Source organism: Mycobacterium sp. UM_11 (genome assembly GCF_001414075.1).
Classification (GTDB): domain Bacteria; phylum Actinomycetota; class Actinomycetes; order Mycobacteriales; family Mycobacteriaceae; genus Mycobacterium.
Genome location: NZ_LATC01000011.1, coordinates 54,504 through 73,300 on the forward strand (window position 1 = coordinate 54,504; position 18,797 = coordinate 73,300).

Consider the following 18,797-nt stretch of genomic DNA (forward strand, 5'->3'; position numbering starts at 1 on the left):
GCTCGGGGATCTGTCCGTAACACCCCGGCTAGCGCACTGAAATATACGGCGACACAAGCGAATACACTCGCCACGAACGTCGTTGTTCTTTGGGGCGTGCCTGGCCCATGCCTACCGAAGGTATGGGGGCGCCACCTGGGTGGCAACCCGACGAGCCGGGCGCATAGCGAATGCAAATGTTTTGCTACAGCTGGATACCGCCGTTTTTGGTGCGCGCTTGAAGTGAAATCAATTGGGGCGCAGCGGAACTATTCCAGAACGAAAACCGGTATCTGCCTTGCGGTCTTGGTTTGGTATTCGGCATAGGGAGGGTAGGCGTCGACCGCGCGCTGCCACCATTGCTCGCGCTCGGATCCCTCGAGCTCGCGAGCCCTCAGCGCGAGGACCTTGTCGCCGTCCTGCAGCGTTACGTCCGGATTCGCCCTGATGTTGAAGTACCACGAAGGATGCGCCGGGGCGCCACCCTTCGAGGCGACCATGGCGTAACGGCCGTCGCTCTCGACGCGCATCAGTGGCACGTACCGCTTTTTGCCGGACTTTGCTCCGGTCACGGTCACCAGAACTACCGGCCGATCGAGAATTTCCACCCCGTCGGTCGTGCCTTGCTCCAGAATCTTCTCGGTCTGCTCGCGTACCCAGTCCCGCGGACTCAGTTCGATGTCGTCGGCCATACCCGATCTCAACACGTCGTCGCGCTTCAGTCATCCCCCGGCGCGTAGGTCGCACGGTCGCTTTAACGAGCTAACTAACCGGCGTTCGCCCCAAAATCGCCGCCTTTGGCTATATCAGGCTGGTTGACATATCTCAGCGAGATTGATATAAAGGTGGCATGTCTCAGTCGACTCACGAAATGTTTGAAGCCGCCTACCGGGGCGAAGCCCCCGAGATGGGCGAGGGCAATCGGCCGCCGTGGAGCATCGGCGAGCCCCAACCGGAGATCGCGGCGCTTATCGAGGCCGGCAAGTTCCACGGTGACGTGCTCGACGCCGGCTGCGGAGAGGCGGCGGTATCGCTGTTCCTGGCCGAACGAGGCTTTACCACGGTGGGGCTGGATCAGTCGCCCACCGCCATCAAGCTGGCGCGCGAGAAGGCCGCCGCGCGGGGCCTGACCACCGCCACCTTCGAAGTTGCCGACATCAGCGCCTTCGGCGGATACGACGGACGCTTCGGCACCATCGTCGACAGCACCCTCTTCCACTCGATGCCCGTCGAGCTGCGCGAGGGCTACCAGCAGTCGATCGTGCGCGCCGCCGAGCCGGGCGCCTCCTACTTCGTGCTGGTCTTCGACCGCGCGGGCATGCCCGCCGACGGCCCGGTCAACGCCGTCACCGAGGACGAGCTGCGCGGCGTCGTCTCCAAGTACTGGGTGATCGACGAGATCCGCCCGGCGCGGATACACGCGAACGTGCCCGACAGTTTCCTGGCGGGCTTCCAGGCGTTCGGTGGGGCCGACATCCGCGACGAGGGCAACGGCCGCAAGTCGGTGGGGGCCTGGCTGCTGTCCGCGCATCTCGGCGCGTAGCCGCTCGCAAGGTTTCGCCACCGGCCATTCGGGAGATCCTGACTGGAGCAACAAGCCAGAGGGGATCTCACGTGGACCAGCAAGTGAATTTCGACCCGCCGCCCGCACCCGAGGACGCCAGAGAGGCGACCGAGGAGCAGCGCAAGTTGCAGGAACAGCTGGAGCACCAGGACGACGATCCGGATGCGCCGGGACTGCACCAGTCCCGGCGTGACCTCCCCGACGAGAGCACGCGATAGGGTGGTCGGCGGGCTCGAAATCCGTTGATCCAGCCTATGATCCGGTGGTCGCCGTCAGGTGCTGATCTTCCGGCGGTCCTGTGCGAGCGTCGACGTCGTCAGCGCCGTCAACGCCAGGCCCCCCAGTGCCGCCAGGGGAATCGCCCACAGGCGACGCATCATCAGCGCCGTGCCGCATTGGCCGACATAGTTCGAGCCAGGGGCGCTGACGGCCTGGTCGGCGCTCGACGCCTGAATCAAATCCGTCGTGAATCCGCTGCCGCATTTGACCTGCCAACCGAACTGGTCGTACGCGTCGATGAAGACGGGGAAGCGCAGGGCGAAAAGCCCGCCCGCCAAAGCCAGCACGGCCGCGGCGGCAACCAGGGATCCGCGTTTGGTCATGTCGTTCCTAAGTCATGCAGACGTTGGCGAAGATCAGCACGGGCCACGACACGATCGAGCCGAGAAACGACACCACCAAATCGACGCCGTGCATGTCGCGAAGGTGCGCCGTGTGGGTGGACGACCAGATCACCCCGACGATGAGATAGGGCGTGCCGAGCAGGACGGCCAGTCCCAGCAGCTCGGCGATGGTCAACTGGTAGTCCAATAGTCGGCGGATCTTGTTGAGCATCGGGCGTGCCTTTCGCACGGAGAGCGTGGTCGGATCTCATTATGTTAATAACTATTCAGCGGAATTGATAGCACTTGTGAGGATCGGGCGCCCCCCGATCGCCCCATTAGTGCGGAGATTAGCCTGGGCGGCATGGTCTTCGAGGCAGCTCGGTGAGCCGGCGGCGCACAGGGTGGGCCTGCGATGTTCAGCGCCGTTCCGGGCAAAGTGCGGCCGGACCCGCAGCGATCAAGCCTCGGTTGGGGCTGACCCGCCGAGCAACGTGATGTCCATCAGCCGGCGCACCGTCTCGCGGGCGTATTGGCCCGGGCCGTGGATCACGAGTTGGCCGATGTCGACGGCCAGGGCGAAGGCGGCGTGTACGGCGTATCGCGCGCGGCCAAGCGTGAGGCCGGGCCGCGCGGCTACCGCCAGTCGGGCCCAGGACTCGACGGTCGAGCGGTGAATGTTGTAAAGCAGCACTGCGTCGGCGTCGGGCAGATTGTGGCGCTCCGTGTAGTACACGCGGCCCAGTTCGGGATTGGCTAACGACCGCGCGACGAAGGCGTCGATCAGCTGCGTCAGCGAGTACTCCGGATCGCCGCCCGCGGCCAGAATGGTGGTCAGGTCGCTGGAAAGCTGGTCCGCGCCGCGCCGATATGAGACCGCCAAGATCGCGGCCTTGCTTGGGAAGTATTGGTAGATGCTGGCCACCGGTATGCCAACGGCGGCCGCGATGTCCTCCATGCCGGTTTCGCGGTAGCCCCGTTCGTCGAACAGCCGTATGGATTCGTGCAGCAGCAATTCGTAGCTACCGGCCGCACTCGTAATCGTCGTTGCCCGTGGGGATTCCGCTGCGGCCGCCGGCGGGTCGGGCAAGTCCGCCCTCAACACGGCCGCGGAGATATCGGCCAAGGCTGCCCGGATCTCACCGTTGCCGAGCCGGGAGCGATGGTCGGTGATGCTGCCGATCACGCTCAGCGCCGCGGCAGAAAGCACCCACCGCTGCCGCGACTGCAGTTTGGGCCGGAGCCTGACCAATGGCCGTTGCAGGCGCCGGTTGACCAGCCTGACCTGCTCGGCCAGCAATTTCTGGTCCGCACCGAGCAGGTAACGGCCTTCCCATCGATAGAGCCCGCCCGCGGTGCGGTTGGCGATGGCGGTATCGATCAGCGATTCGGCCAGAGCGCGCAGCGCCTCTTCGGGATCGCCGTCGTCGGGCAGGTGGTCGGCGAACTCGGTGGCGTCGACGAGCTGTTGACCCAGCGCCAGGACGGCGGACCGGAACAGGTCGTATTTGCCCTGCGAGTGCCGGTACAGCGCCGCAGCCGAGACCCCGACCCGGGCCGCGATGTTCTCCATGCTGACCGCGTGATAACCGAGCTCGCTGAACGCGTCGGCGGCCGCTCGGGCGATCTGTGCCTTGCGGTCTTTGGGACGTCGCTTTACCGGCTTTGCGGAGGCGCGGCTGGTCGACGGCATAAAGATCACCGTAGCCGCAGCGTGCGCGGGAAGTGGCCGGGTGGCTGACCGGATTTTCCGAGCCGAGCGCTATCTTCCGGAACACGAGGGTGCCGCCGCGGGAATTCGCTGGCCCAGGGGGGACGGCCCCAGTTCCGGGACCTCCGGCGCCGCACGGCGCGGGCGGGCGGCCCTGCCGTTGAGCCAGCAGGCGACGCCGCCCAGGACCAGCCCGGCGGCGACACCGGCGTCGGGACGCTGGCCGAGCATGAGCCACGACAACACCCCGGCGACCGCGGGGATGACGGCGAACAGCATGGCCACCGCCGCGGCGCCATGGGCATTGATGGCGCGTACGTAGAGGCTCACCGCCAACGTCGCGTTCAGCAGCACCATGGCGGTGACCGCGATCACCGCCTGCCGGACGTCGTGCACGGTGAACGGCGTGGCGACCGCCAGCGCCGCCGCGGGGATCAGTGCGACCGCGTTCTGCATCGCGCTCATCGTGCGGAAGTCGACACCCGAGCAGAAGCGCTGCTGGTAGACGCCGCCGGCCGAAAGGCCAAGCAGCGCAACGCCAAGCAACACGATGACGGGGTCGATCCCGTGGGTACTCGCCAGCCGCCTGGCGCATGCGGCGACCACCGCGACGACCCCGAGCGCGAGCGCCGCCACCCGTTGCGGGCCAAGGGGTTCGCGCAGGAACGCGGCGGCCAGGATGGCCGTGACGACCGGGTTCATCGCGATCACGACCGCACACAGTACGGCCGGCGACCCGAGCTGAACGGCCTCGTAGAGGCAACAGAATTGCACCGCTTGAATCAGCAGGCCGACCACCACGACGTGACCCAACTGCGCTCCCCGCGGCCAGGGCGCCTTGGCCAGCAGTGCCCAGATGACCAAAACCATTGTGGCCAAACCGAATCGCAGGACCAACGCGGCCATGGGGGTGATGGCTGTCACCGCCAGGACCCCGATCGGGTAACCGAGCGCGTAGAAGAACGTCACCGCCGACGCGGTCGTCAGCGGCATCCGCGGTAGCTCCATGCGACCCATGCTGGCCCAGACCGGCCGCCGGCGTCCAACGAATATTGCTGATCGTGATCGATCGCGTTCTCTTATCGGTCCTTGCCGCCTGTCACCGAAATCGGTTCAAGTATCGGCATGATTGATCGAGAACGCTGATCGTACTATGGTGCTGACCATGGCCCAGGTGCTGGACATCGCGCCGCTGCGCAGCCTCGTCGCGGTCGCCGACTGTGGCGGATTTCACCGCGCCGCCGCCGCCCTGCACCTGAGTCAGTCCGCGGTCAGCCAGCATCTGCGCCGAGTCGAGGCGGTGGTCGGCGAGCCCCTGATCGAACGCTCCGGACGCGGCATCGTCTTCACCGAGATTGGGCTCAAGGCGTTGCGGCATGCCCGCGCGATATTGGCCGCTCACGACATCGCGCTCGACGACCTGGGAGCCACCGAACCCAAGCTGCTGACGATCGGCGCCACCGAGCACGGCGCCGACGTGATGCTTGCCGGACTGACCACGGTACTGCGGGAGCGGCTGCCCGATCGTCGGGTGCGCTTCCGGCTCGATCGCAACGTGTCCCTGGCCGACTCAATCGAACGCGGGCTGGTCGACTTGGCAATCATGCTCGACGGCGCGGGCCTGGACCGCGCCCACGCGTCCGGCCTCGTTCGGCTGCAATGGATTTCGGGGCGCACTTTAGCCGTTCCGGCACGAGAACCGCTCCCCCTCGTGGTCTTCTCCGAGCCGTGTACCTTGCGTGAACCGGCGTTCGCCATCCTCGAAAACAACGGCATCGCCTATGACATCGCCGCCGAGTGCGGCGACTTGTCCGGGCTGTACGCGGCGGTGCGGTCGGGGCTGGGGGTAGCGCTGCTGCCAATGATCGGAAAGTTGCCCGACGGCCTGTGCCCCGCCGAGGGTCTGCCACCCGCCAATAACGCATCGGTTCTGGTGCGAGGCCGCACCGGCATCGACCCGGACGTGCTGAGCACGGTCGACGACGCGGTGCGTGACGTGCTCGCCGCCGCGGAGTAACCGTCGGCGCCGCGGTTGATATCCGGGCGGCCAAGGCATTGAATTTCAGTCATTCACTCGCTGGCCGTGCCCGGCCCGCGCGCACGAAGAGGAGCCGTCGGCATGACCGATCCCGTCGCCCCACTGGCCGGCAGAGTCGCCTATGTGACCGGGGCCGACCGCGGCCAGGGCCGTTCCCACTGTGTCCGGCTGGCCCGGGCCGGCGCCGACATCGTCGCGATCGACGCCTGCGCACCGGTCGCACAACACAACGGCTATCCCCCGGCCCTTCCCGAGGACCTGGCCGAGACGGTCAGCCTGGTCGAGGGCGAGGGCCGCAAGATCTTCGCCGACGAGGTCGACGTCCGCGACTTGGTGGGCCAGCAGCGGGTCGTGGCCAACGCGATCGAGCAGTTCGGCCGGCTGGACATCGTGGTGGCCAATGCCGGCGTGCTGAATTGGGGCAGGCTCTGGGAGATTTCGGCCCAGCAGTGGCAGGAGACCATCGACACCAACCTCACCGGGTTGTGGAATACGATGAAATCCGTTGTCCCGGCGATGATCGCGGCCGGCAATGGCGGATCGATTATCAACATCAGTTCCGCGGCGGGAATCAAAGCGGTCCCGGGTTGCGGGCACTACTGCGCCAGCAAGTTCGGGGTCGTCGGGCTCACCAACTCGTTGGCCGTCGAGCTCGGCGAGTTCGGCATCCGCGTCAACTCGGTGCACCCGTACGGCACCGACACCCCGATGGGCAACGACCTGTCGATGTACCAGGTCTTCCAGGATCATCCGCAGTACATCCACAGCTTCTCGCCCGGCGCGCTGCCGACCGATTCGCTGGCGTCGCCCGACCTGATTTCCGACATCGTGGTGTGGCTTGCCAGCGACGCCTCGTCGTTGGTCACGGCCGCCCAAATCCCTGCCGACAAGGGCTATTTGAAGATCTGACCCGGTACGGTGTCACAGATGCGATGGAAGCTGGCACTCTCGTCCGTCTTCCTGCTGTGGGTGGCGGGATGCTCGCCGGAACCGGACGTCACAGCGTCCGATTCCGACAACGGCGGGCACATCTCGATCAACAACGGTCAGCTGTTCGACATCGTCTTGGCGGACGACTATGTGACGTCGCACTGCCAATGGCACGACGAAGAGAAGTACGACTTCGCGATCCTCCGGCCGCTCGGACAGCGCTATCAACCCGACCGAAGACCGCCGGGCGCCACCAGCGGGGGCACGTTCACCAGTAGATATCGGGCGGCGGGCGCCGGGACTGTGCACGTGACGCTCGTCCAGGAAGACAACGGCAACCCCGCGCACGTCGTGCGGCGTTTCGCACTGGATGTGACTGTGCGGTAGGCGATTACCTGTTCAGCAGGGGCCTCAGGTCGTCCAGGCGGTCGAACAGGTGCCAGACATATCCCGATGACCCGTTCTCGCGATGCGCGTGCAGATCGGCGAGCTCCGGGTCGGTGCAGTAGCTGTCGAAGGCCTCCCGCGATTCCCACTCCACGAGAATCAGCACCTGCCGCGGAGTGATGTCGCCGAGGACCGCGTGTTGGAAACCGCCGAGCGCGACCACCCGACCGCCGTGCTTGGCCACCTCGGCGGGAGACCGTCGCGAGTAGGCGCGGTACTCGTCGGCATCGGCGATGTCGAAAAGGTTCAACGCATAAACGGTCATGGGGGCAGAGGTTACGCGCCGACTTCCTAGAGCGCGTCCAGCGCTGGGACTATCGCGTCTGCGATACGCGAACCCGGCGTTTGGATCGGCAAGACGATCGGTTTGTGGCGGCCGCTCATGGCGACCCAATGAAACCCGTCGCTGGAGACCGTGACGGTCATGCCGACGCCGCCGGCCTTGTCGAGCACGTGCAGCAGCGGGTCGTCGTCGGGGTTGTCCACCTTGCGCGCGACGTAACCGTAGTTACGCAGCAGCGCCATCTCGATGTCGTAGACCTGCTCGGCGTGCTTCATTCCCGAACGGACTACTGGCCGCCCTTGCGGGCGAGGTCGATGGCGTACTGGCTCACGAACGTGCCCGCCGCGGGATCGCCCTTGCCGCAAGACCCGTCGGATTCACCGGGACGTTTGATCCACAGGTAGGCGTCGGCGTGCGCGCCGGCCGTCGACGCGGTGGGCGGGGTGCCCAGCGCCCGGCCGCTGGGATTGCACCAGTTGAGCTCGGAGTCGGGCGCCGGCCCGGCACCGTTGCGGGACGTGTCGACCACGTAGTGCGAACCGTTGGTGAGCCCCGAAATAGCTTCGCCGTAGCCGATTTCGTCCTCGGTCGTGAAGAAGTTGGCGGTGTTGACGCTGAAGCCCCGCGCGTGGGCGACCCCGGCCTGATTCAGCCGCCCGGCCATGTCCTCGGCGGTGTGCCAACGCAGATGACCGGCATCGACGTAGACCGCGGCGTTCGGATCCTTGGTGAGCGTGTCGACGGCGTAGCGAATCAGGTCGTAGCGTTCCTGACGCTGATCGGCCGACAGGCAGTCGGCCATGGCGAGCGCGTCGGGTTCGACGACGATCGCCACCCGTGAGGCGCCGACGCCGGAGGCGATGCCGTCGATCCAGCCGCGGTAGTCGGCGCCCGACCCCATGCCGCCCGCAGCGAAGCTGCCGCAGTCGCGGTGCGGAATGCCATAGAGCGCCAGCACCGGGATCGCGCCGGCGGCGTTCGCGTCGCCGACGTACTTCCCGACCGTGCCCGCGGACGAGCCGGGAACGATCCAGTAGGCCTGCGGCGTGTTGGCGATGGCGGTCAACTCGGGGCTCGGCGGATCGGCGCTCTGCGCGGCGCGCATGGCCGCCGAGTTGGGATTGACGTAGAACGGCGCGCCGGCCAACGGGTTGCCGTCGGCGACCAGTCGCATCGTCGGGGCGTGCGGCGTGCCGGTGGACATACCCACCCAGGCGATGGCCGCAACGGTCAACACAGAGCAAATACACCGGACGAAGGCACCGGCCGCTGACGCAATCACGCTTAGGAAAACTAGTGCCTCGAGGCATTGGTCGCGAATCGATGCCGGGCAAGCGGCGTGGGCGCGCTGCGGTCGGGCGAATTCGCCCGGATCGGCGACGCCGACCCCCAGTGGGTGCAGGAGCAGGTACAACTGGAAAATGACACCCGTGCGACGCTACAAGACCTGATCAACCAGTTACTCGCCACGATTCCGCCAAGCTGATGACAGTCGACACCGTCGAAATAGCAAGCGTTCTCGGAAGTGTCGTGCACTCCGAGCCAGTCGTGCTCGCCGATATCGGATCCCCCGCCGAGGTCCCTGAACGCTGGCAGGCGATCGCGCGCGCCGATACGGCAGACGCCCGGCGCCAAGCCGCCGTGTCGCTGTGGAACGGCGACTTTCTGGAACTGGTGCCCGACTTCGCCCAGGCACTCGTCACCAAACTCGAAGACGTCCGGATCGGCCACCTCGGCGGGGAACCCCGTCCTGGTCTACGCCCTCGAAATTCACGATGCCGACCGGCGGCATGTCGTCTGCTGGATCGGTTGGGACCCCGCCGTCTGCACGAGCTCAGAATTGCGGTTCGCCGAAGCAATTCCCGATCCGGTGCGCCGGTTCTACCGCGAGACACATGCCGGCTTTGTGGGGCCGGACTGGATGTCCAACGGCCCCATCCAGCCTCGACACCTGCAGACCTACGCCGAGTACCTGGGGTGCCCCGAAGGGCTACCAGAATCCAACTGGCCGCAAGGTGCGGTAGACCCGACGCGCCTGCTGCTCCTGGCGACCACTGCGGACTCACACGTGTGCGTTTCGCCTGACCTTCCCGCGGGCCAGGCCATCACCGTGTACGGAGGGGTACCCGAGCCGCCAGACGATTTCGGCGCATTGCTTGACGAGACGATGACCGCACAACTCGATGAATTCGCCTGAGCCGCAACATGACAACGCCCTATCACGGTAACCCTCAAGGCGGAGCGCCCTGGCCACCGCCGCCCCACGGCCCGTGGATGCCGCCGCCGAGCGGCTGGTGGCCACCGCCCCCGCCGGTGCGGCCGCGTCGCCGCAAACAGGCGTGGTTGTACGCCGTGCTGGCGGTCATCGTGATCGCCGTCGGCGGCGGCGTCGCGGCGATCGCTACCTATGAGCACTACCAGAACAGTGATCCCGTCAAGATCAAAGCGTTGATCGGCGCCTTCTCCGACTCGGTCAGCAAGGGTAATCCACACGAAATTGCCCGGCTCATGTGCCGCGAGGAAGCCGAGCCCTATCTCGATGCCGTGGCAGACCCGGGCGGAGAACCGGCTAACGCGCCAAAGCCAAGGTTCAAGATCGGGGACGTCGTCGTGCACGGCGACGCGGCGGCGGCAACCCTGATATTCCCAGACCACCAAACGCAGACGATGTACTTTCGCAAAAACGACGGCGCGTGGACTGTCTGTGCTCCCGCAAAGGATCAGATGTAGCGGACGCCGTCGGGCATAGCCGCCGTCATGTCAGGGTTATCGTGCACGTTAGGGTGCGTTCGCAGGCCTTCAGTGAACAGGCCAGTAGAAAAGTTGGGCAATTGATGACCGCAGCAGCCGAAACGTCGGTGCTCGAATCGCGGGTCGGCCATTACTACCGGGCCGACGACACATACCAGGTCGGCCGCGAAAAGATACGCGAGTTCGCACGTGCCGTGCAGGACTATCACCCCGCGCACTGGGACGTCGCCGCTGCCGCCGAGCTGGGGTATTCGGGCCTGGTAGCGCCGCTGACATTCACATCGGCCCCGGCAATGGCGGCCAATCGGCACCTGTTCGAATCGGTGGTGATCGGTTACGAGATGTACCTGCAGACCGAAGAAGTCTTCGAGCAGCATCGACCGATCGTCGCCGGCGACGAACTACAAATCGACGTCGAGCTGTCATCGGTGCGCAGGATCGCGGGCAGGGACCTGATCACCGTGACTAACACTTTCACCGACACCGCCGGCGAGCGCGTGCATACGCTCCACACCACCGTCGTCGGCGTCACCGCCGAGGATGTCGATCCGGCGATCAGGGTGACCGCGCAGCAAGTGATGATGCACGACGTGAACCTCGCCGGAATCGACTACTCCGATGCGGCCTACCAGAAGACAGTGCGCCCCGAGGGCGAGGTTCCCATCGCCCAAGCAGATCCGGCCCGTATCCCCGGCACGCCGTCCTTCGATGAGGTGAATGTCGGCGACGAGTTACCGGTACATCACGCCCGACTGTCGCGCGGCGACCTGGTGAACTACGCCGGCGTGGCCTGCGACGCCAACCCGCTGCACTGGGACGAAAACCTCGCCAAAATGGCGGGGCAGCCCGACGTGATCGCCCACGGAATGCTCACCATGGGTTTGGGTGCCGGATTCGCCTCGGCATGGTCGGGCGATCCCGGTGCGGCGACCCGGTACGCGGTGCGGCTGTCCCAGCCCGTCATCGTGTCGGCCGCCGATGGTGCCGATATCGAATACAGCGGCCGGATCAAGTCGCTGGACCCGGCCACCCGCACCGGTGTCGTGATCGTCGGCGCGAAGTCCGGTGGCCGGAAGATCTTTGGCCTGGCGACGCTGCATCTGCGCTTTCGTTAACGGGTCGAGGAGCCAGGGCAGCGGCTGCGCCAACTCACCAGACCAGGGCGCAACGTTGTCATTCTTCGCTGCATCGCAGCCGCGAAGCCTCTCCTACCGCGCCATGTTGGCGAAGCGCGACAGGTGCAGCTGGTGCGCGACGGTCACCGTCTTGGTCGGGCCGTTGCGGTGCTTGGCCAGAATGAAGTCCGCCTCGCCGCCGCGCGGATCGTCACGCTCGAACGCGTCGGGCCGGTTCAGCAGGATGACCATGTCCGCGTCCTGCTCCAGCGACCCGGACTCGCGCAAGTCGGAGAGCATCGGCTTCTTGTCGGTGCGCTGCTCGGGACCGCGGTTCAGCTGGCTGATCGCGACCACGGGAACCTCGAGCTCCTTGGCCAGCAGCTTGAGCTGGCGCGAGAACTCGGACACCTCCAACTGCCGCGACTCGACCTTCTTCCCCGACGACATCAGCTGCAGGTAGTCGACCACGACCAGGCGCAGATCGGCCTTCTGCTTGAGCCGGCGCGCCTTGGCGCGGATCTCCATCATCGTCAGGTTGGGCGAGTCGTCGATATACAGTGGCGCCTCGCTGATTTCGCTCATCCGCCGCGCCAGCCGGGTCCAGTCGTCGTCGTTCATCCGGCCCGACCGCATGTCGGCGAGTTTGATCTTCGCCTCGGCCGAGAGCAATCGCATCACGATCTCGGACTTACTCATCTCCAGCGAGAAGATGACGCTGGCCATCCGGTGCTTGATCGAGCATGAGCGCAGAAAGTCCAGCCCCAGGGTGGAGTTGTGGGTGGGAACCATCGCCTGGCTCGCCAGATACATGTGGCTGTCGTTGTCCACTTCGACGCAACGGACGGGAACGGTCTCGATCGGCCGGACGTCGACAATGAAGCGCGAACCCGAGCGCGCGGTGCCGGTGGCGGCCCGACGCTCCTTGTGCAACAACGCTTTTCGCTGCAATGCGAATACCGCGTCGTCGGTGGAGAACGTCAGGGTGTACGCGACGCTGGACGACTCGCGGCGGCCCCGGACGCGCTTGGTCGAGGTTTGGCAGCGGTAGCCCAGGCTGACGATCAGTTCGGCGACATCGCAGGCCAGCCGCTGGTTGGTGACCGAGAATTGGACGGCTCCGCCCGCCGTTACGGTTCCGTCGGTGTCCAGCAAGCCGGCGAGCAGGGCGCGCCGTTGTGTCTCCGAACCCCGCAAGTAGTCCACGGGAATGTGCTTGTTACCGAGCACGCCGAGGGTCCGCAACCGGGCCTGCAACGTGCCCACGGCGGTGTGGCAGTTCTGGCACAGCCGCATCCCGGCCGATGGCCCGGCGCAGCGGACGCAGGTTGGACTCGGCACCGGGGCGGAGACGAACCGGGCCCGGCCACCGCATGAGCGTCCGCAGGTGCGCACCTGACTGGTTTGCGGAATGAACGACTTACCGCATACGACGCACGAGCGAGCCGCCGACTCGGCGCCGGCCGGTAGCCGCAACTGGTACCGGTACGGCGCCGACTGCGACGGAACCGCCACCAATCCGTCCGCTTCGATGCGCATGATGATTTCGGGATCGGCCGCCGTGATCTGGGCCGCAGCGCTGGTGCCATCCCCGAGCCAGGCGCCGAGAGTATAGGGCGGGACGAGGAATTCCCGGTCCGGGAGATCGAGGGCGCGCGCGTTGACCACGCTGTGGTTCAGGCGCCGGTCCTGAGTGGCGCAGCGCAGGCTCCCGGCGATCTCGGCCGTCGTTCGCACGGCCGCAAACGTGCGCTGATTCTTGTAGCGGTTGTAACCCACCGCCGCGGCCTGCGCCGACTTTCGGGATGCGCGGGTTTCGGTCAGCCACTGGTGCGCCGCGTCCGCGACGATCACGGTCCCGTCGGAGAACTCCACTTCGAAGCAGGGGCGCCCGAGCATCACCTCGGTGGCGGCGACCACCCGCGTCGGCCGCCCGTCGTCGCCGAGCAGCTCGTCACCGACCGCGACCTCACCCATCGTCGTCCAGCCGGACGGCGTGGGCAGCAGCGTGTCCAGCGCGAGTGCCTTCCCGACTCCAGGTCTGGCCGCCACGATGATCATCTGCCCGGCGTGCAGACCGTTGGTCACCTCGTCGAGCTCGGTGAAACCGGTCGGTACGCCGCGTGCGACGCCGCCGTTCGAGGCGATGGCGTCGATCTCGTCCATCGTCGGCTGCAGCAGATCCTCCAGCGGAACGAAGTCCTCCGTCGTCCGCCGGTCGGCCACCTCGTAGATCTCCGCCTGCGCCCGGTCGACCACCTCGGCCACGTCGGCACCCTCGGCCCCGGCGTAGCCGTACTGCACCACCCGCGTGCCCGCCTCCACAAGCCGGCGCAGCAACGCCTTCTCGGCGACGATGGTCGCGTAGTAGCCCGCGTTGGCGGCCGTGGGCACGGTCGAGATCAGGGTGTGCAGATAGGGCGCGCCGCCGATCCGGCGCAGCATCCCGCGGCGGTCGAGTTCCGCCGCGACTGTCACGGCGTCGGCCGGCTCGCCGCGGCCGTAGAGGTCCAGGATGGCGTCGTACACGTTCTGGTGCGCGGGGCGGTAGAAGTCGCCGGGGCGCAGCCGCTCGAGTACGTCGGCGATGGCGTCCTTGCTCAGCAGCATGCCGCCCAGCACCGCCTGCTCGGCCGCCATGTCCTGCGGGGGCTGACGGCCGAAGTCCTCACTGGGCGCGGGAGAATCCATGCCCGGCGCCAAGTCATCGACGACCGCCATGCATCCCTCCTCCCCTACCACGCACCCGAACGTACATTCGAAAACCGCTCTCGTCAGCGTAAGTCAAGGAGCCGACACTTCCGCCTCACAGCACTCGCACGCCTCGCGCCGGGACGACGTTAGACGTTGCTGGCTAGTAGGTGAAAGGGGCGCTGTTCATGAACCTGTGCATCGTGTGTGCATATCCGTCGACACCTGTGTTGAGTGGGGTGTGGAGAACCTGTGTATGAATTCAAGGGGCCCTGACATCACTGCTGTTAAGGGCCATGTAACGCGACGAAATTCGTGTGGACAAGAATCTCTACGGCGTGTCGTCGCAGGTTACTGCGCCGGGCGTGTTGGCTTTCAGCCACATTTTGGCAGCGTTACGGGCCGGTAAATAGGGTCGGTGGAAGACACCGCAGCAATTGTTCGCTAGGGCGGCAGTCCGCGACCATCCGCCGCGCGAAGCGGGCGGGCGCCCCCAGCACAACGGAGCCCGGCGGCGGCCGATAGTGGCCACCGCCGGGAAGGAGCAAACGTCGGAGGCTTAGCTCTCCGCGACGACCTCGAGGGCCACCTGGACGTCGACCTCGGGATGCAGGTGCACCGACACCGGGTGGGTGCCGACGGCCTTGATGTGCGACTTGGGCAGCCGGACGATTCGCTTGTCCAGGTTGGGGCCGCCGGCCTTCTTGATGGCCGCGACGACGTCACCGGACGTCACCGAGCCGAACAGCTTCCCGGAGTCGGCCGCGGTCCGCACCGGCAGCTGGACGGGGCCCAGCGCCTCGATTGCCATCTTGAGTTCGTTGGCGTGGCCGAGGTCGCGCACGGCCTTGCTCTCGCGCGACCGGCGGATCTCGTCGGCCTGCTTCTGGGCGCCGCGCGAGGCGAGAATCGCCAGGCCGCGCGGGAGCAGGAAGTTGCGGCCATACCCGTCTTTGACCTCGACCGTGTCGCCGACGGTACCGAGGTGGTCGACGTCGGCCGTCAGAATCAGCTTCATCGTTGTTCGTACTTTCGCTTGGGTCCTAAATGAATGCGCCGGCTATCGCGCCGAGGAGGTGAAGGGCAGCAACGCCACCTCACGGGCGTTCTTCACCGCGATCGCGATGTCGCGCTGGTGCTGCACACAGTTGCCGGTGACGCGGCGCGCCCGGATCTTGCCGCGCTCGCTGATATAGGTGCGCAGCAGTGCGGTGTCCTTGTAATCGATCGATTGGTCCTTCTTCGCGCAGAAGACACACTTGCGCGTCTTGACCGGCTTTTCCGGAGCCGGACGTCGCTTGCTGGACTTGGCCATGACTGTCTTTCTTTCCTTTTCTTACAGTTGAAGTTCTTAGAACGGCGGTTCGTCGTCGCCGCCGCCGAAGGACCCGGACGCCGGGGCGCTGCCCCACGGGTCGTCGGCGGGTGCGCTGCTCGCCGGCGCCGATGCCTGACGGGACCCGCCTCCGCCGCCGAAGCCGCCGCCACCGCCACCGCCGCCGCTGCGGCTGGCCTTATTGACCTTGGCGGTGGCATACCGCAGCGAGGGCCCGATCTCATCGACCTCGACCTCGACGACGGTGCGCTTCTCGCCTTCGCGCGTCTCGAAGGACCGCTGCTTGAGCCGGCCGGTGACGATCACCCGCGACCCGCGGGTGAGGCTCTCGGCGACGTTCTCGGCCGCCTCCCGCCAGATGTTGCAGCGCAGGAAGAGCGCCTCACCGTCTTTCCACTCCCCGCTCTGGCGGTCGTAGATCCGCGGTGTCGACGCCACGGTGAAATTCGCGACGGCGGCACCGGACGGGGTGAACCGCAATTCCGGGTCGGCGGTCAGATTCCCGACAACGGTGATAGTGGTGTCACCAGCCACAGTTTCCTCCTCGTTCCGCCCTGCTACTCGCTTCTCCGACGGTGAATGGCACGTATCCTCGCTGAGCCTACGCAAGTCCACCGACGGTGGGCCCGCGACTCAGCCATGGGTGTTAGTGCTTGTCGGTGCGCATCACCTTGGTGCGCAACACCGACTCGTTGAGGCTCAGCTGGCGGTCGAGCTCGGAGACCGTCGCCGGCTCCGCCTTCAGGTCGACGACCACATAAATGCCTTCGGCGTGCTTGGCGATCTCGTAGGCCAGCCGGCGCCGGCCCCAGATGTCGACCTTTTCGACGGTTCCGCCGTCTTTGCGGACGACGTTCAGAAACGTCTCCAACGACGGGGCAACGGTCCGCTCGTCGAGCGTGGGGTCAAGAATGACCATGATTTCGTATGGACGCATGGAAACCTCACCACCTCCTCTGGTCTAAAACGGCCACGGTCGATCCGTGGCAGGAGGGTCGCCTGCGTCGGCAACCGCACCAGGCTACCGGACGACGGGGTGAGGGAAGAAATCCGGGCGATCGAGCAAGCCGCTACTGCCGGGCGTCCAGGTATTCGGTGGCCCGGTCCATCGTCGCCTGGTCGGCCTTGGCGAGGGAGCCCGAGTCGAAGGGCGGCTGCGGGTCGTATTCGATGAGCAGTTGCGCGGCTTGGGCCGCCTCCCGATCGACCAGGAGCTCGACCAACCGCAAGGCCATGTCGATGCCGCTGGACACGCCCGCGGCGGTGATGATCCGCTGCGGGAGATGCTCGACGACGCGGTCCGGCACGTAACGCGCGCCCAGGTCGTTGAGCAGGTCCCTGGCGCGCCAGTGCGTGGTGGCGGTCAGCCCGTCGAGCAGGCCCGCGGCGGCCAACAGCAACGCGCCGGTGCACACCGACGTGGTGAACGTCGTCGTCGGGTGCACGGCTTGCAGCCACGCGCGGATGGTCTCGTCGTGGATCAGCTGGCGGGTCCCGATCCCGCCGGGGAACAGCACGACATCGGGCGAGCCGACTTCGTCGAATCTCGCGTCGCAGCTCAACCCGAGCATCCCGTTTTCCGTGCGCACCTCGCCCCACCGGTGACCGACGAACACCACCTCGATCGAGGGGATGCGCTGCAACACCTCGTAGGGGCCCACCGCGTCGAGCGCGGTCACCCGTGGGAACAGCGGGACGGCAATGAGGGTCATGGCGCCACTCCCACCGGCACCGCGGGCTCAGCCTCGGGGACCGGCGCGCGGCGCGCGCCGGTCGGTCGCAGCCAGTCCGGCAGCCAGCGAGGCTGCGCGTCCGGGGCGCGGTCAAAGGGTCCGCCCGACGGGTCGTCCACCCGGCCGCCCCAGCGGACCAGGTCCTCGTCGGGCCGGTAGATCTGGCGAATCACCAACGCGCACAACACAATGACGGCAACGTCTCGCAACAACACCGTCGTGGTGAAGAACTGTTCCGGCAGCGAACGGTTCGGGTTGCCGTACAGGTAGTACATCCGCGGCACCCACACCACCGCGTCGATGGTCATCCACGCCAGCAGGATCCGACGATGCGGCAGGGCCAGCACCGCCAGCGGCACCAGCCACAGCGAGAACTGGGGGCTCCACACCTTGTTCGTCAACAGGAACACCGCCACCACCAAGAACAACAGTTGCGCGAGCCGCGGGCGTTGCGGGGCGGTGAGCGCCACGTAAGCGATTGCCGCACAACCGATTACGAACAATATCGCCACCACGGCGTTCAGCACCGTGGGTGGTTGCCAGAACCCCAGCTTCGCATCGAACCCGTGCCAGCCGGTGAACGATTTCACGACGTTGTACACCGAATCCATGTCGTCACCCCGTCGGGTGTTGAGCCGGAAGAATTCCGACCAACCGCGCGGAAAGAGCACCAGCACCGGCAGGTTCACCAACAGCCAGGTGGCCGCGGCCATCCCGGCGGTCCGCGCCAGCGCCCGATAGCGCCCCGTCCGGATCGCCAGGACCACCATGGGGCCCAGGAACAACAGGGGATAGAGCTTGGCGGCGGCGCCCAATCCGATGAGGACGCCGGCGAGCACCGGCTTGCGCCGCGCCCACGCCAGCAACCCACCCATGGCGAAAGCCGTTGCGAGCGCGTCGAAATTGGTGAAGATCTGGAAGATCACCAGCGGCGAGGCGGCCACCAGCGCCGCGTCCCATATCCGGCGTCCCGCCAGGCCTGCGGTCGCCCAAACGGTCGCCAGCCACGCCAGCGCCAGGCCGAAGGCCGCAATGTCGAAGAACATCACCACCTCGGCGACCACCGGGATCGGGGCCAGCTTCGTCAGCGCGGTGTAGGTCTTGGCCAGCGCCATCGACACGTACTGATACATCCCGGTCAGCACCGGATACTCCATGTACCGCACCGCCGGCCGGCCGTCGTAACGGGTCTGCGGGGTGCCGCTGCCGTCGGTCTCGACCCAGCTCGACTTGTACGGAAACTTGCCCTGGCTCAACAACTCCGCGCCGTAGAGCGGGACGGTGTCGGAGTAACACAACTCGTAGTACGCGCGCTGGTTGTCCCAGTTGGCGACCCGTTGATCGGCCGTTCCGGTGCCGGTGCTCTGCAAGCAGGCCGCCTTGGTCGACCAGCCGAGCGCCAAGAACACCAGGCCGATCAAGAACATCACCCGCAGCGGGGTCATCACCCGGGCGCGCCCGATCAGCGCGTGCCTGCCCACCGGCCCCCCGACGACTTCCGCCAGCGCGGCACCCAACGCGTCGGTGCGGCTCGGGCAATCGCGATTGTCGACGCTACGCAGATCGCCGGCCAGCCGCTGCGGAGAAATGCGCTGCTCGGCCTCGGTCACGGCGGCG

24 protein-coding genes are annotated in these 18,797 nt (G+C 66.5%); 9 read left to right on the forward strand and 15 right to left on the reverse strand.

Annotated features, from left to right (window positions below; translation table 11 throughout):
- Window positions 1–248: 248 nt before the first annotated feature.
- Complete coding sequence (locus tag WU80_RS04920) at window positions 249–671, reverse strand: nitroreductase family deazaflavin-dependent oxidoreductase (protein ID WP_055399591.1); 423 nt, start codon at window positions 669–671, stop codon at window positions 249–251.
- 158 nt (window positions 672–829) lie between these two features.
- Between WU80_RS04920 and WU80_RS04925 the strand changes: the two genes are divergently transcribed.
- Window positions 830–1,522 (forward strand): class I SAM-dependent methyltransferase, encoded by a 693-nt coding sequence (locus WU80_RS04925; RefSeq protein WP_197281061.1) that lies wholly within the window; start codon window positions 830–832, stop codon window positions 1,520–1,522.
- A 71-nt stretch (window positions 1,523–1,593) separates the two neighbouring features.
- A complete protein-coding gene (locus WU80_RS26050; protein WP_197281059.1) occupies window positions 1,594–1,761 on the forward strand; it encodes a hypothetical protein in 168 nt (55 codons plus the stop codon).
- A gap of 54 nt (window positions 1,762–1,815) precedes the next feature.
- Here WU80_RS26050 and WU80_RS04930 read toward each other — a convergent pair whose 3' ends face one another.
- The 4 genes from WU80_RS04930 to WU80_RS04945 all read right to left on the reverse strand — a co-directional run bounded on the left by WU80_RS04930 (window position 1,816) and on the right by WU80_RS04945 (window position 4,864).
- On the reverse strand, window positions 1,816–2,145 hold the full coding sequence (locus tag WU80_RS04930) for a hypothetical protein (protein ID WP_055399589.1): 330 nt from the start codon (window positions 2,143–2,145) through the stop codon (window positions 1,816–1,818).
- Window positions 2,146–2,152: 7 nt separating this feature from the next.
- Window positions 2,153–2,377 carry a hypothetical protein gene (locus tag WU80_RS04935; RefSeq protein ID WP_055399588.1) on the reverse strand — a complete coding sequence of 75 codons (225 nt, stop codon included), beginning with the start codon at window positions 2,375–2,377 and terminating at the stop codon, window positions 2,153–2,155.
- A gap of 228 nt (window positions 2,378–2,605) precedes the next feature.
- Window positions 2,606–3,838: a TetR/AcrR family transcriptional regulator gene (locus tag WU80_RS04940; RefSeq protein WP_055399583.1), complete on the reverse strand. Its 1,233-nt coding sequence runs from the start codon at window positions 3,836–3,838 to the stop codon at window positions 2,606–2,608.
- 69 nt (window positions 3,839–3,907) lie between these two features.
- A complete protein-coding gene (locus WU80_RS04945; protein WP_197281058.1) occupies window positions 3,908–4,864 on the reverse strand; it encodes a DMT family transporter in 957 nt (318 codons plus the stop codon).
- A 157-nt stretch (window positions 4,865–5,021) separates the two neighbouring features.
- On the opposite strand from WU80_RS04945, the gene WU80_RS04950 reads away from it, so the two are divergent.
- The 3 genes from WU80_RS04950 to WU80_RS04960 all read left to right on the forward strand — a co-directional run bounded on the left by WU80_RS04950 (window position 5,022) and on the right by WU80_RS04960 (window position 7,211).
- Entirely contained in the window at window positions 5,022–5,873 is an 852-nt protein-coding gene (locus WU80_RS04950) for a LysR family transcriptional regulator (RefSeq protein WP_055399670.1), read from the forward strand.
- 102 nt (window positions 5,874–5,975) lie between these two features.
- Complete coding sequence (locus WU80_RS04955) at window positions 5,976–6,803, forward strand: mycofactocin-coupled SDR family oxidoreductase (RefSeq protein ID WP_055399581.1); 828 nt, start codon at window positions 5,976–5,978, stop codon at window positions 6,801–6,803.
- 18 nt (window positions 6,804–6,821) lie between these two features.
- Window positions 6,822–7,211, forward strand: a complete 390-nt coding sequence (locus WU80_RS04960) for a protease inhibitor I42 family protein (protein ID WP_055399579.1) — start codon at window positions 6,822–6,824, stop codon at window positions 7,209–7,211.
- Window positions 7,212–7,215: 4 nt separating this feature from the next.
- On the opposite strand, the gene WU80_RS04965 is transcribed toward WU80_RS04960, so the two are convergent.
- From WU80_RS04965 to WU80_RS04975, 3 genes are read right to left on the reverse strand one after another with little or no spacing between them, the layout of a single operon-like run.
- Window positions 7,216–7,536: a DUF1330 domain-containing protein gene (locus tag WU80_RS04965; RefSeq protein ID WP_055399577.1), complete on the reverse strand. Its 321-nt coding sequence runs from the start codon at window positions 7,534–7,536 to the stop codon at window positions 7,216–7,218.
- A gap of 26 nt (window positions 7,537–7,562) precedes the next feature.
- Window positions 7,563–7,829, reverse strand: coding sequence for a hypothetical protein (locus WU80_RS04970; RefSeq protein WP_055399575.1), 267 nt, complete (start codon window positions 7,827–7,829; stop codon window positions 7,563–7,565).
- Between the two features lie 11 nt (window positions 7,830–7,840).
- Window positions 7,841–8,836, reverse strand: coding sequence for a glycoside hydrolase family 6 protein (locus WU80_RS04975; protein WP_082459707.1), 996 nt, complete (start codon window positions 8,834–8,836; stop codon window positions 7,841–7,843).
- Window positions 8,837–8,893: 57 nt separating this feature from the next.
- Between WU80_RS04975 and WU80_RS25770 the strand changes: the two genes are divergently transcribed.
- From WU80_RS25770 to WU80_RS04990, 4 genes are all read left to right on the forward strand, one after another.
- Entirely contained in the window at window positions 8,894–9,040 is a 147-nt protein-coding gene (locus WU80_RS25770) for a hypothetical protein (RefSeq protein WP_156349412.1), read from the forward strand.
- A gap of 354 nt (window positions 9,041–9,394) precedes the next feature.
- Window positions 9,395–9,751 carry a hypothetical protein gene (locus WU80_RS04980; RefSeq protein WP_156349411.1) on the forward strand — a complete coding sequence of 119 codons (357 nt, stop codon included), beginning with the start codon at window positions 9,395–9,397 and terminating at the stop codon, window positions 9,749–9,751.
- Between the two features lie 155 nt (window positions 9,752–9,906).
- Window positions 9,907–10,284 carry a hypothetical protein gene (locus WU80_RS04985; protein ID WP_156349410.1) on the forward strand — a complete coding sequence of 126 codons (378 nt, stop codon included), beginning with the start codon at window positions 9,907–9,909 and terminating at the stop codon, window positions 10,282–10,284.
- Window positions 10,285–10,388: 104 nt separating this feature from the next.
- Window positions 10,389–11,420, forward strand: a complete 1,032-nt coding sequence (locus WU80_RS04990) for a fused (3R)-hydroxyacyl-ACP dehydratase subunits HadA/HadB (RefSeq protein WP_055399570.1) — start codon at window positions 10,389–10,391, stop codon at window positions 11,418–11,420.
- Between the two features lie 93 nt (window positions 11,421–11,513).
- On the opposite strand, the gene dnaB is transcribed toward WU80_RS04990, so the two are convergent.
- From dnaB to WU80_RS05025, 7 genes are all read right to left on the reverse strand, one after another.
- Entirely contained in the window at window positions 11,514–14,141 is a 2,628-nt protein-coding gene (gene dnaB, locus WU80_RS04995; protein WP_055399567.1) for a replicative DNA helicase, read from the reverse strand.
- A gap of 529 nt (window positions 14,142–14,670) precedes the next feature.
- Window positions 14,671–15,129: a 50S ribosomal protein L9 gene (gene rplI, locus WU80_RS05000; protein ID WP_055399565.1), complete on the reverse strand. Its 459-nt coding sequence runs from the start codon at window positions 15,127–15,129 to the stop codon at window positions 14,671–14,673.
- Window positions 15,130–15,171: 42 nt separating this feature from the next.
- Window positions 15,172–15,426, reverse strand: a complete 255-nt coding sequence (rpsR, locus tag WU80_RS05005) for a 30S ribosomal protein S18 (protein ID WP_055399563.1) — start codon at window positions 15,424–15,426, stop codon at window positions 15,172–15,174.
- 36 nt (window positions 15,427–15,462) lie between these two features.
- Window positions 15,463–15,981, reverse strand: a complete 519-nt coding sequence (locus tag WU80_RS05010) for a single-stranded DNA-binding protein (RefSeq protein WP_055399561.1) — start codon at window positions 15,979–15,981, stop codon at window positions 15,463–15,465.
- A 112-nt stretch (window positions 15,982–16,093) separates the two neighbouring features.
- Window positions 16,094–16,384 carry a 30S ribosomal protein S6 gene (gene rpsF, locus WU80_RS05015; RefSeq protein ID WP_036362157.1) on the reverse strand — a complete coding sequence of 97 codons (291 nt, stop codon included), beginning with the start codon at window positions 16,382–16,384 and terminating at the stop codon, window positions 16,094–16,096.
- A gap of 133 nt (window positions 16,385–16,517) precedes the next feature.
- Window positions 16,518–17,159 carry a DJ-1/PfpI family protein gene (locus tag WU80_RS05020; protein ID WP_055399559.1) on the reverse strand — a complete coding sequence of 214 codons (642 nt, stop codon included), beginning with the start codon at window positions 17,157–17,159 and terminating at the stop codon, window positions 16,518–16,520.
- On the reverse strand, window positions 17,156–18,790 hold the full coding sequence (locus tag WU80_RS05025) for a glycosyltransferase family 87 protein (RefSeq protein WP_082462564.1): 1,635 nt from the start codon (window positions 18,788–18,790) through the stop codon (window positions 17,156–17,158). Before WU80_RS05025 ends, WU80_RS05020 begins: the two co-directional genes overlap by 4 nt.
- Between the last annotated feature and the right edge of the window lie 7 nt (window positions 18,791–18,797).

Bases quoted from the DNA above. Each gene is read 5' to 3' on its own strand.
- WU80_RS04935 (WP_055399588.1), bottom strand. From the start codon at position 2,377: ATGCTCAACAAGATCCGCCGACTATTGGACTACCAGTTGACCATCGCC.
- rpsF (WP_036362157.1), bottom strand. From the start codon at position 16,384: ATGCGTCCATACGAAATCATGGTCATTCTTGACCCCACGCTCGACGAG.
- dnaB (WP_055399567.1), bottom strand. From the start codon at position 14,141: ATGGCGGTCGTCGATGACTTGGCGCCGGGCATGGATTCTCCCGCGCCC.
- WU80_RS04950 (WP_055399670.1), top strand. From the start codon at position 5,022: ATGGCCCAGGTGCTGGACATCGCGCCGCTGCGCAGCCTCGTCGCGGTC.
- WU80_RS04925 (WP_197281061.1), top strand. From the start codon at position 830: ATGTCTCAGTCGACTCACGAAATGTTTGAAGCCGCCTACCGGGGCGAA.
- WU80_RS04965 (WP_055399577.1), bottom strand. From the start codon at position 7,536: ATGACCGTTTATGCGTTGAACCTTTTCGACATCGCCGATGCCGACGAG.
- WU80_RS04930 (WP_055399589.1), bottom strand. From the start codon at position 2,145: ATGACCAAACGCGGATCCCTGGTTGCCGCCGCGGCCGTGCTGGCTTTG.
- WU80_RS04955 (WP_055399581.1), top strand. From the start codon at position 5,976: ATGACCGATCCCGTCGCCCCACTGGCCGGCAGAGTCGCCTATGTGACC.
- rplI (WP_055399565.1), bottom strand. From the start codon at position 15,129: ATGAAGCTGATTCTGACGGCCGACGTCGACCACCTCGGTACCGTCGGC.
- WU80_RS04990 (WP_055399570.1), top strand. From the start codon at position 10,389: ATGACCGCAGCAGCCGAAACGTCGGTGCTCGAATCGCGGGTCGGCCAT.
- WU80_RS04920 (WP_055399591.1), bottom strand. From the start codon at position 671: ATGGCCGACGACATCGAACTGAGTCCGCGGGACTGGGTACGCGAGCAG.
- WU80_RS04960 (WP_055399579.1), top strand. From the start codon at position 6,822: ATGCGATGGAAGCTGGCACTCTCGTCCGTCTTCCTGCTGTGGGTGGCG.
- rpsR (WP_055399563.1), bottom strand. From the start codon at position 15,426: ATGGCCAAGTCCAGCAAGCGACGTCCGGCTCCGGAAAAGCCGGTCAAG.
- WU80_RS04945 (WP_197281058.1), bottom strand. From the start codon at position 4,864: ATGGAGCTACCGCGGATGCCGCTGACGACCGCGTCGGCGGTGACGTTC.
- WU80_RS04940 (WP_055399583.1), bottom strand. From the start codon at position 3,838: ATGCCGTCGACCAGCCGCGCCTCCGCAAAGCCGGTAAAGCGACGTCCC.
- WU80_RS04970 (WP_055399575.1), bottom strand. From the start codon at position 7,829: ATGAAGCACGCCGAGCAGGTCTACGACATCGAGATGGCGCTGCTGCGT.
- WU80_RS05020 (WP_055399559.1), bottom strand. From the start codon at position 17,159: ATGACCCTCATTGCCGTCCCGCTGTTCCCACGGGTGACCGCGCTCGAC.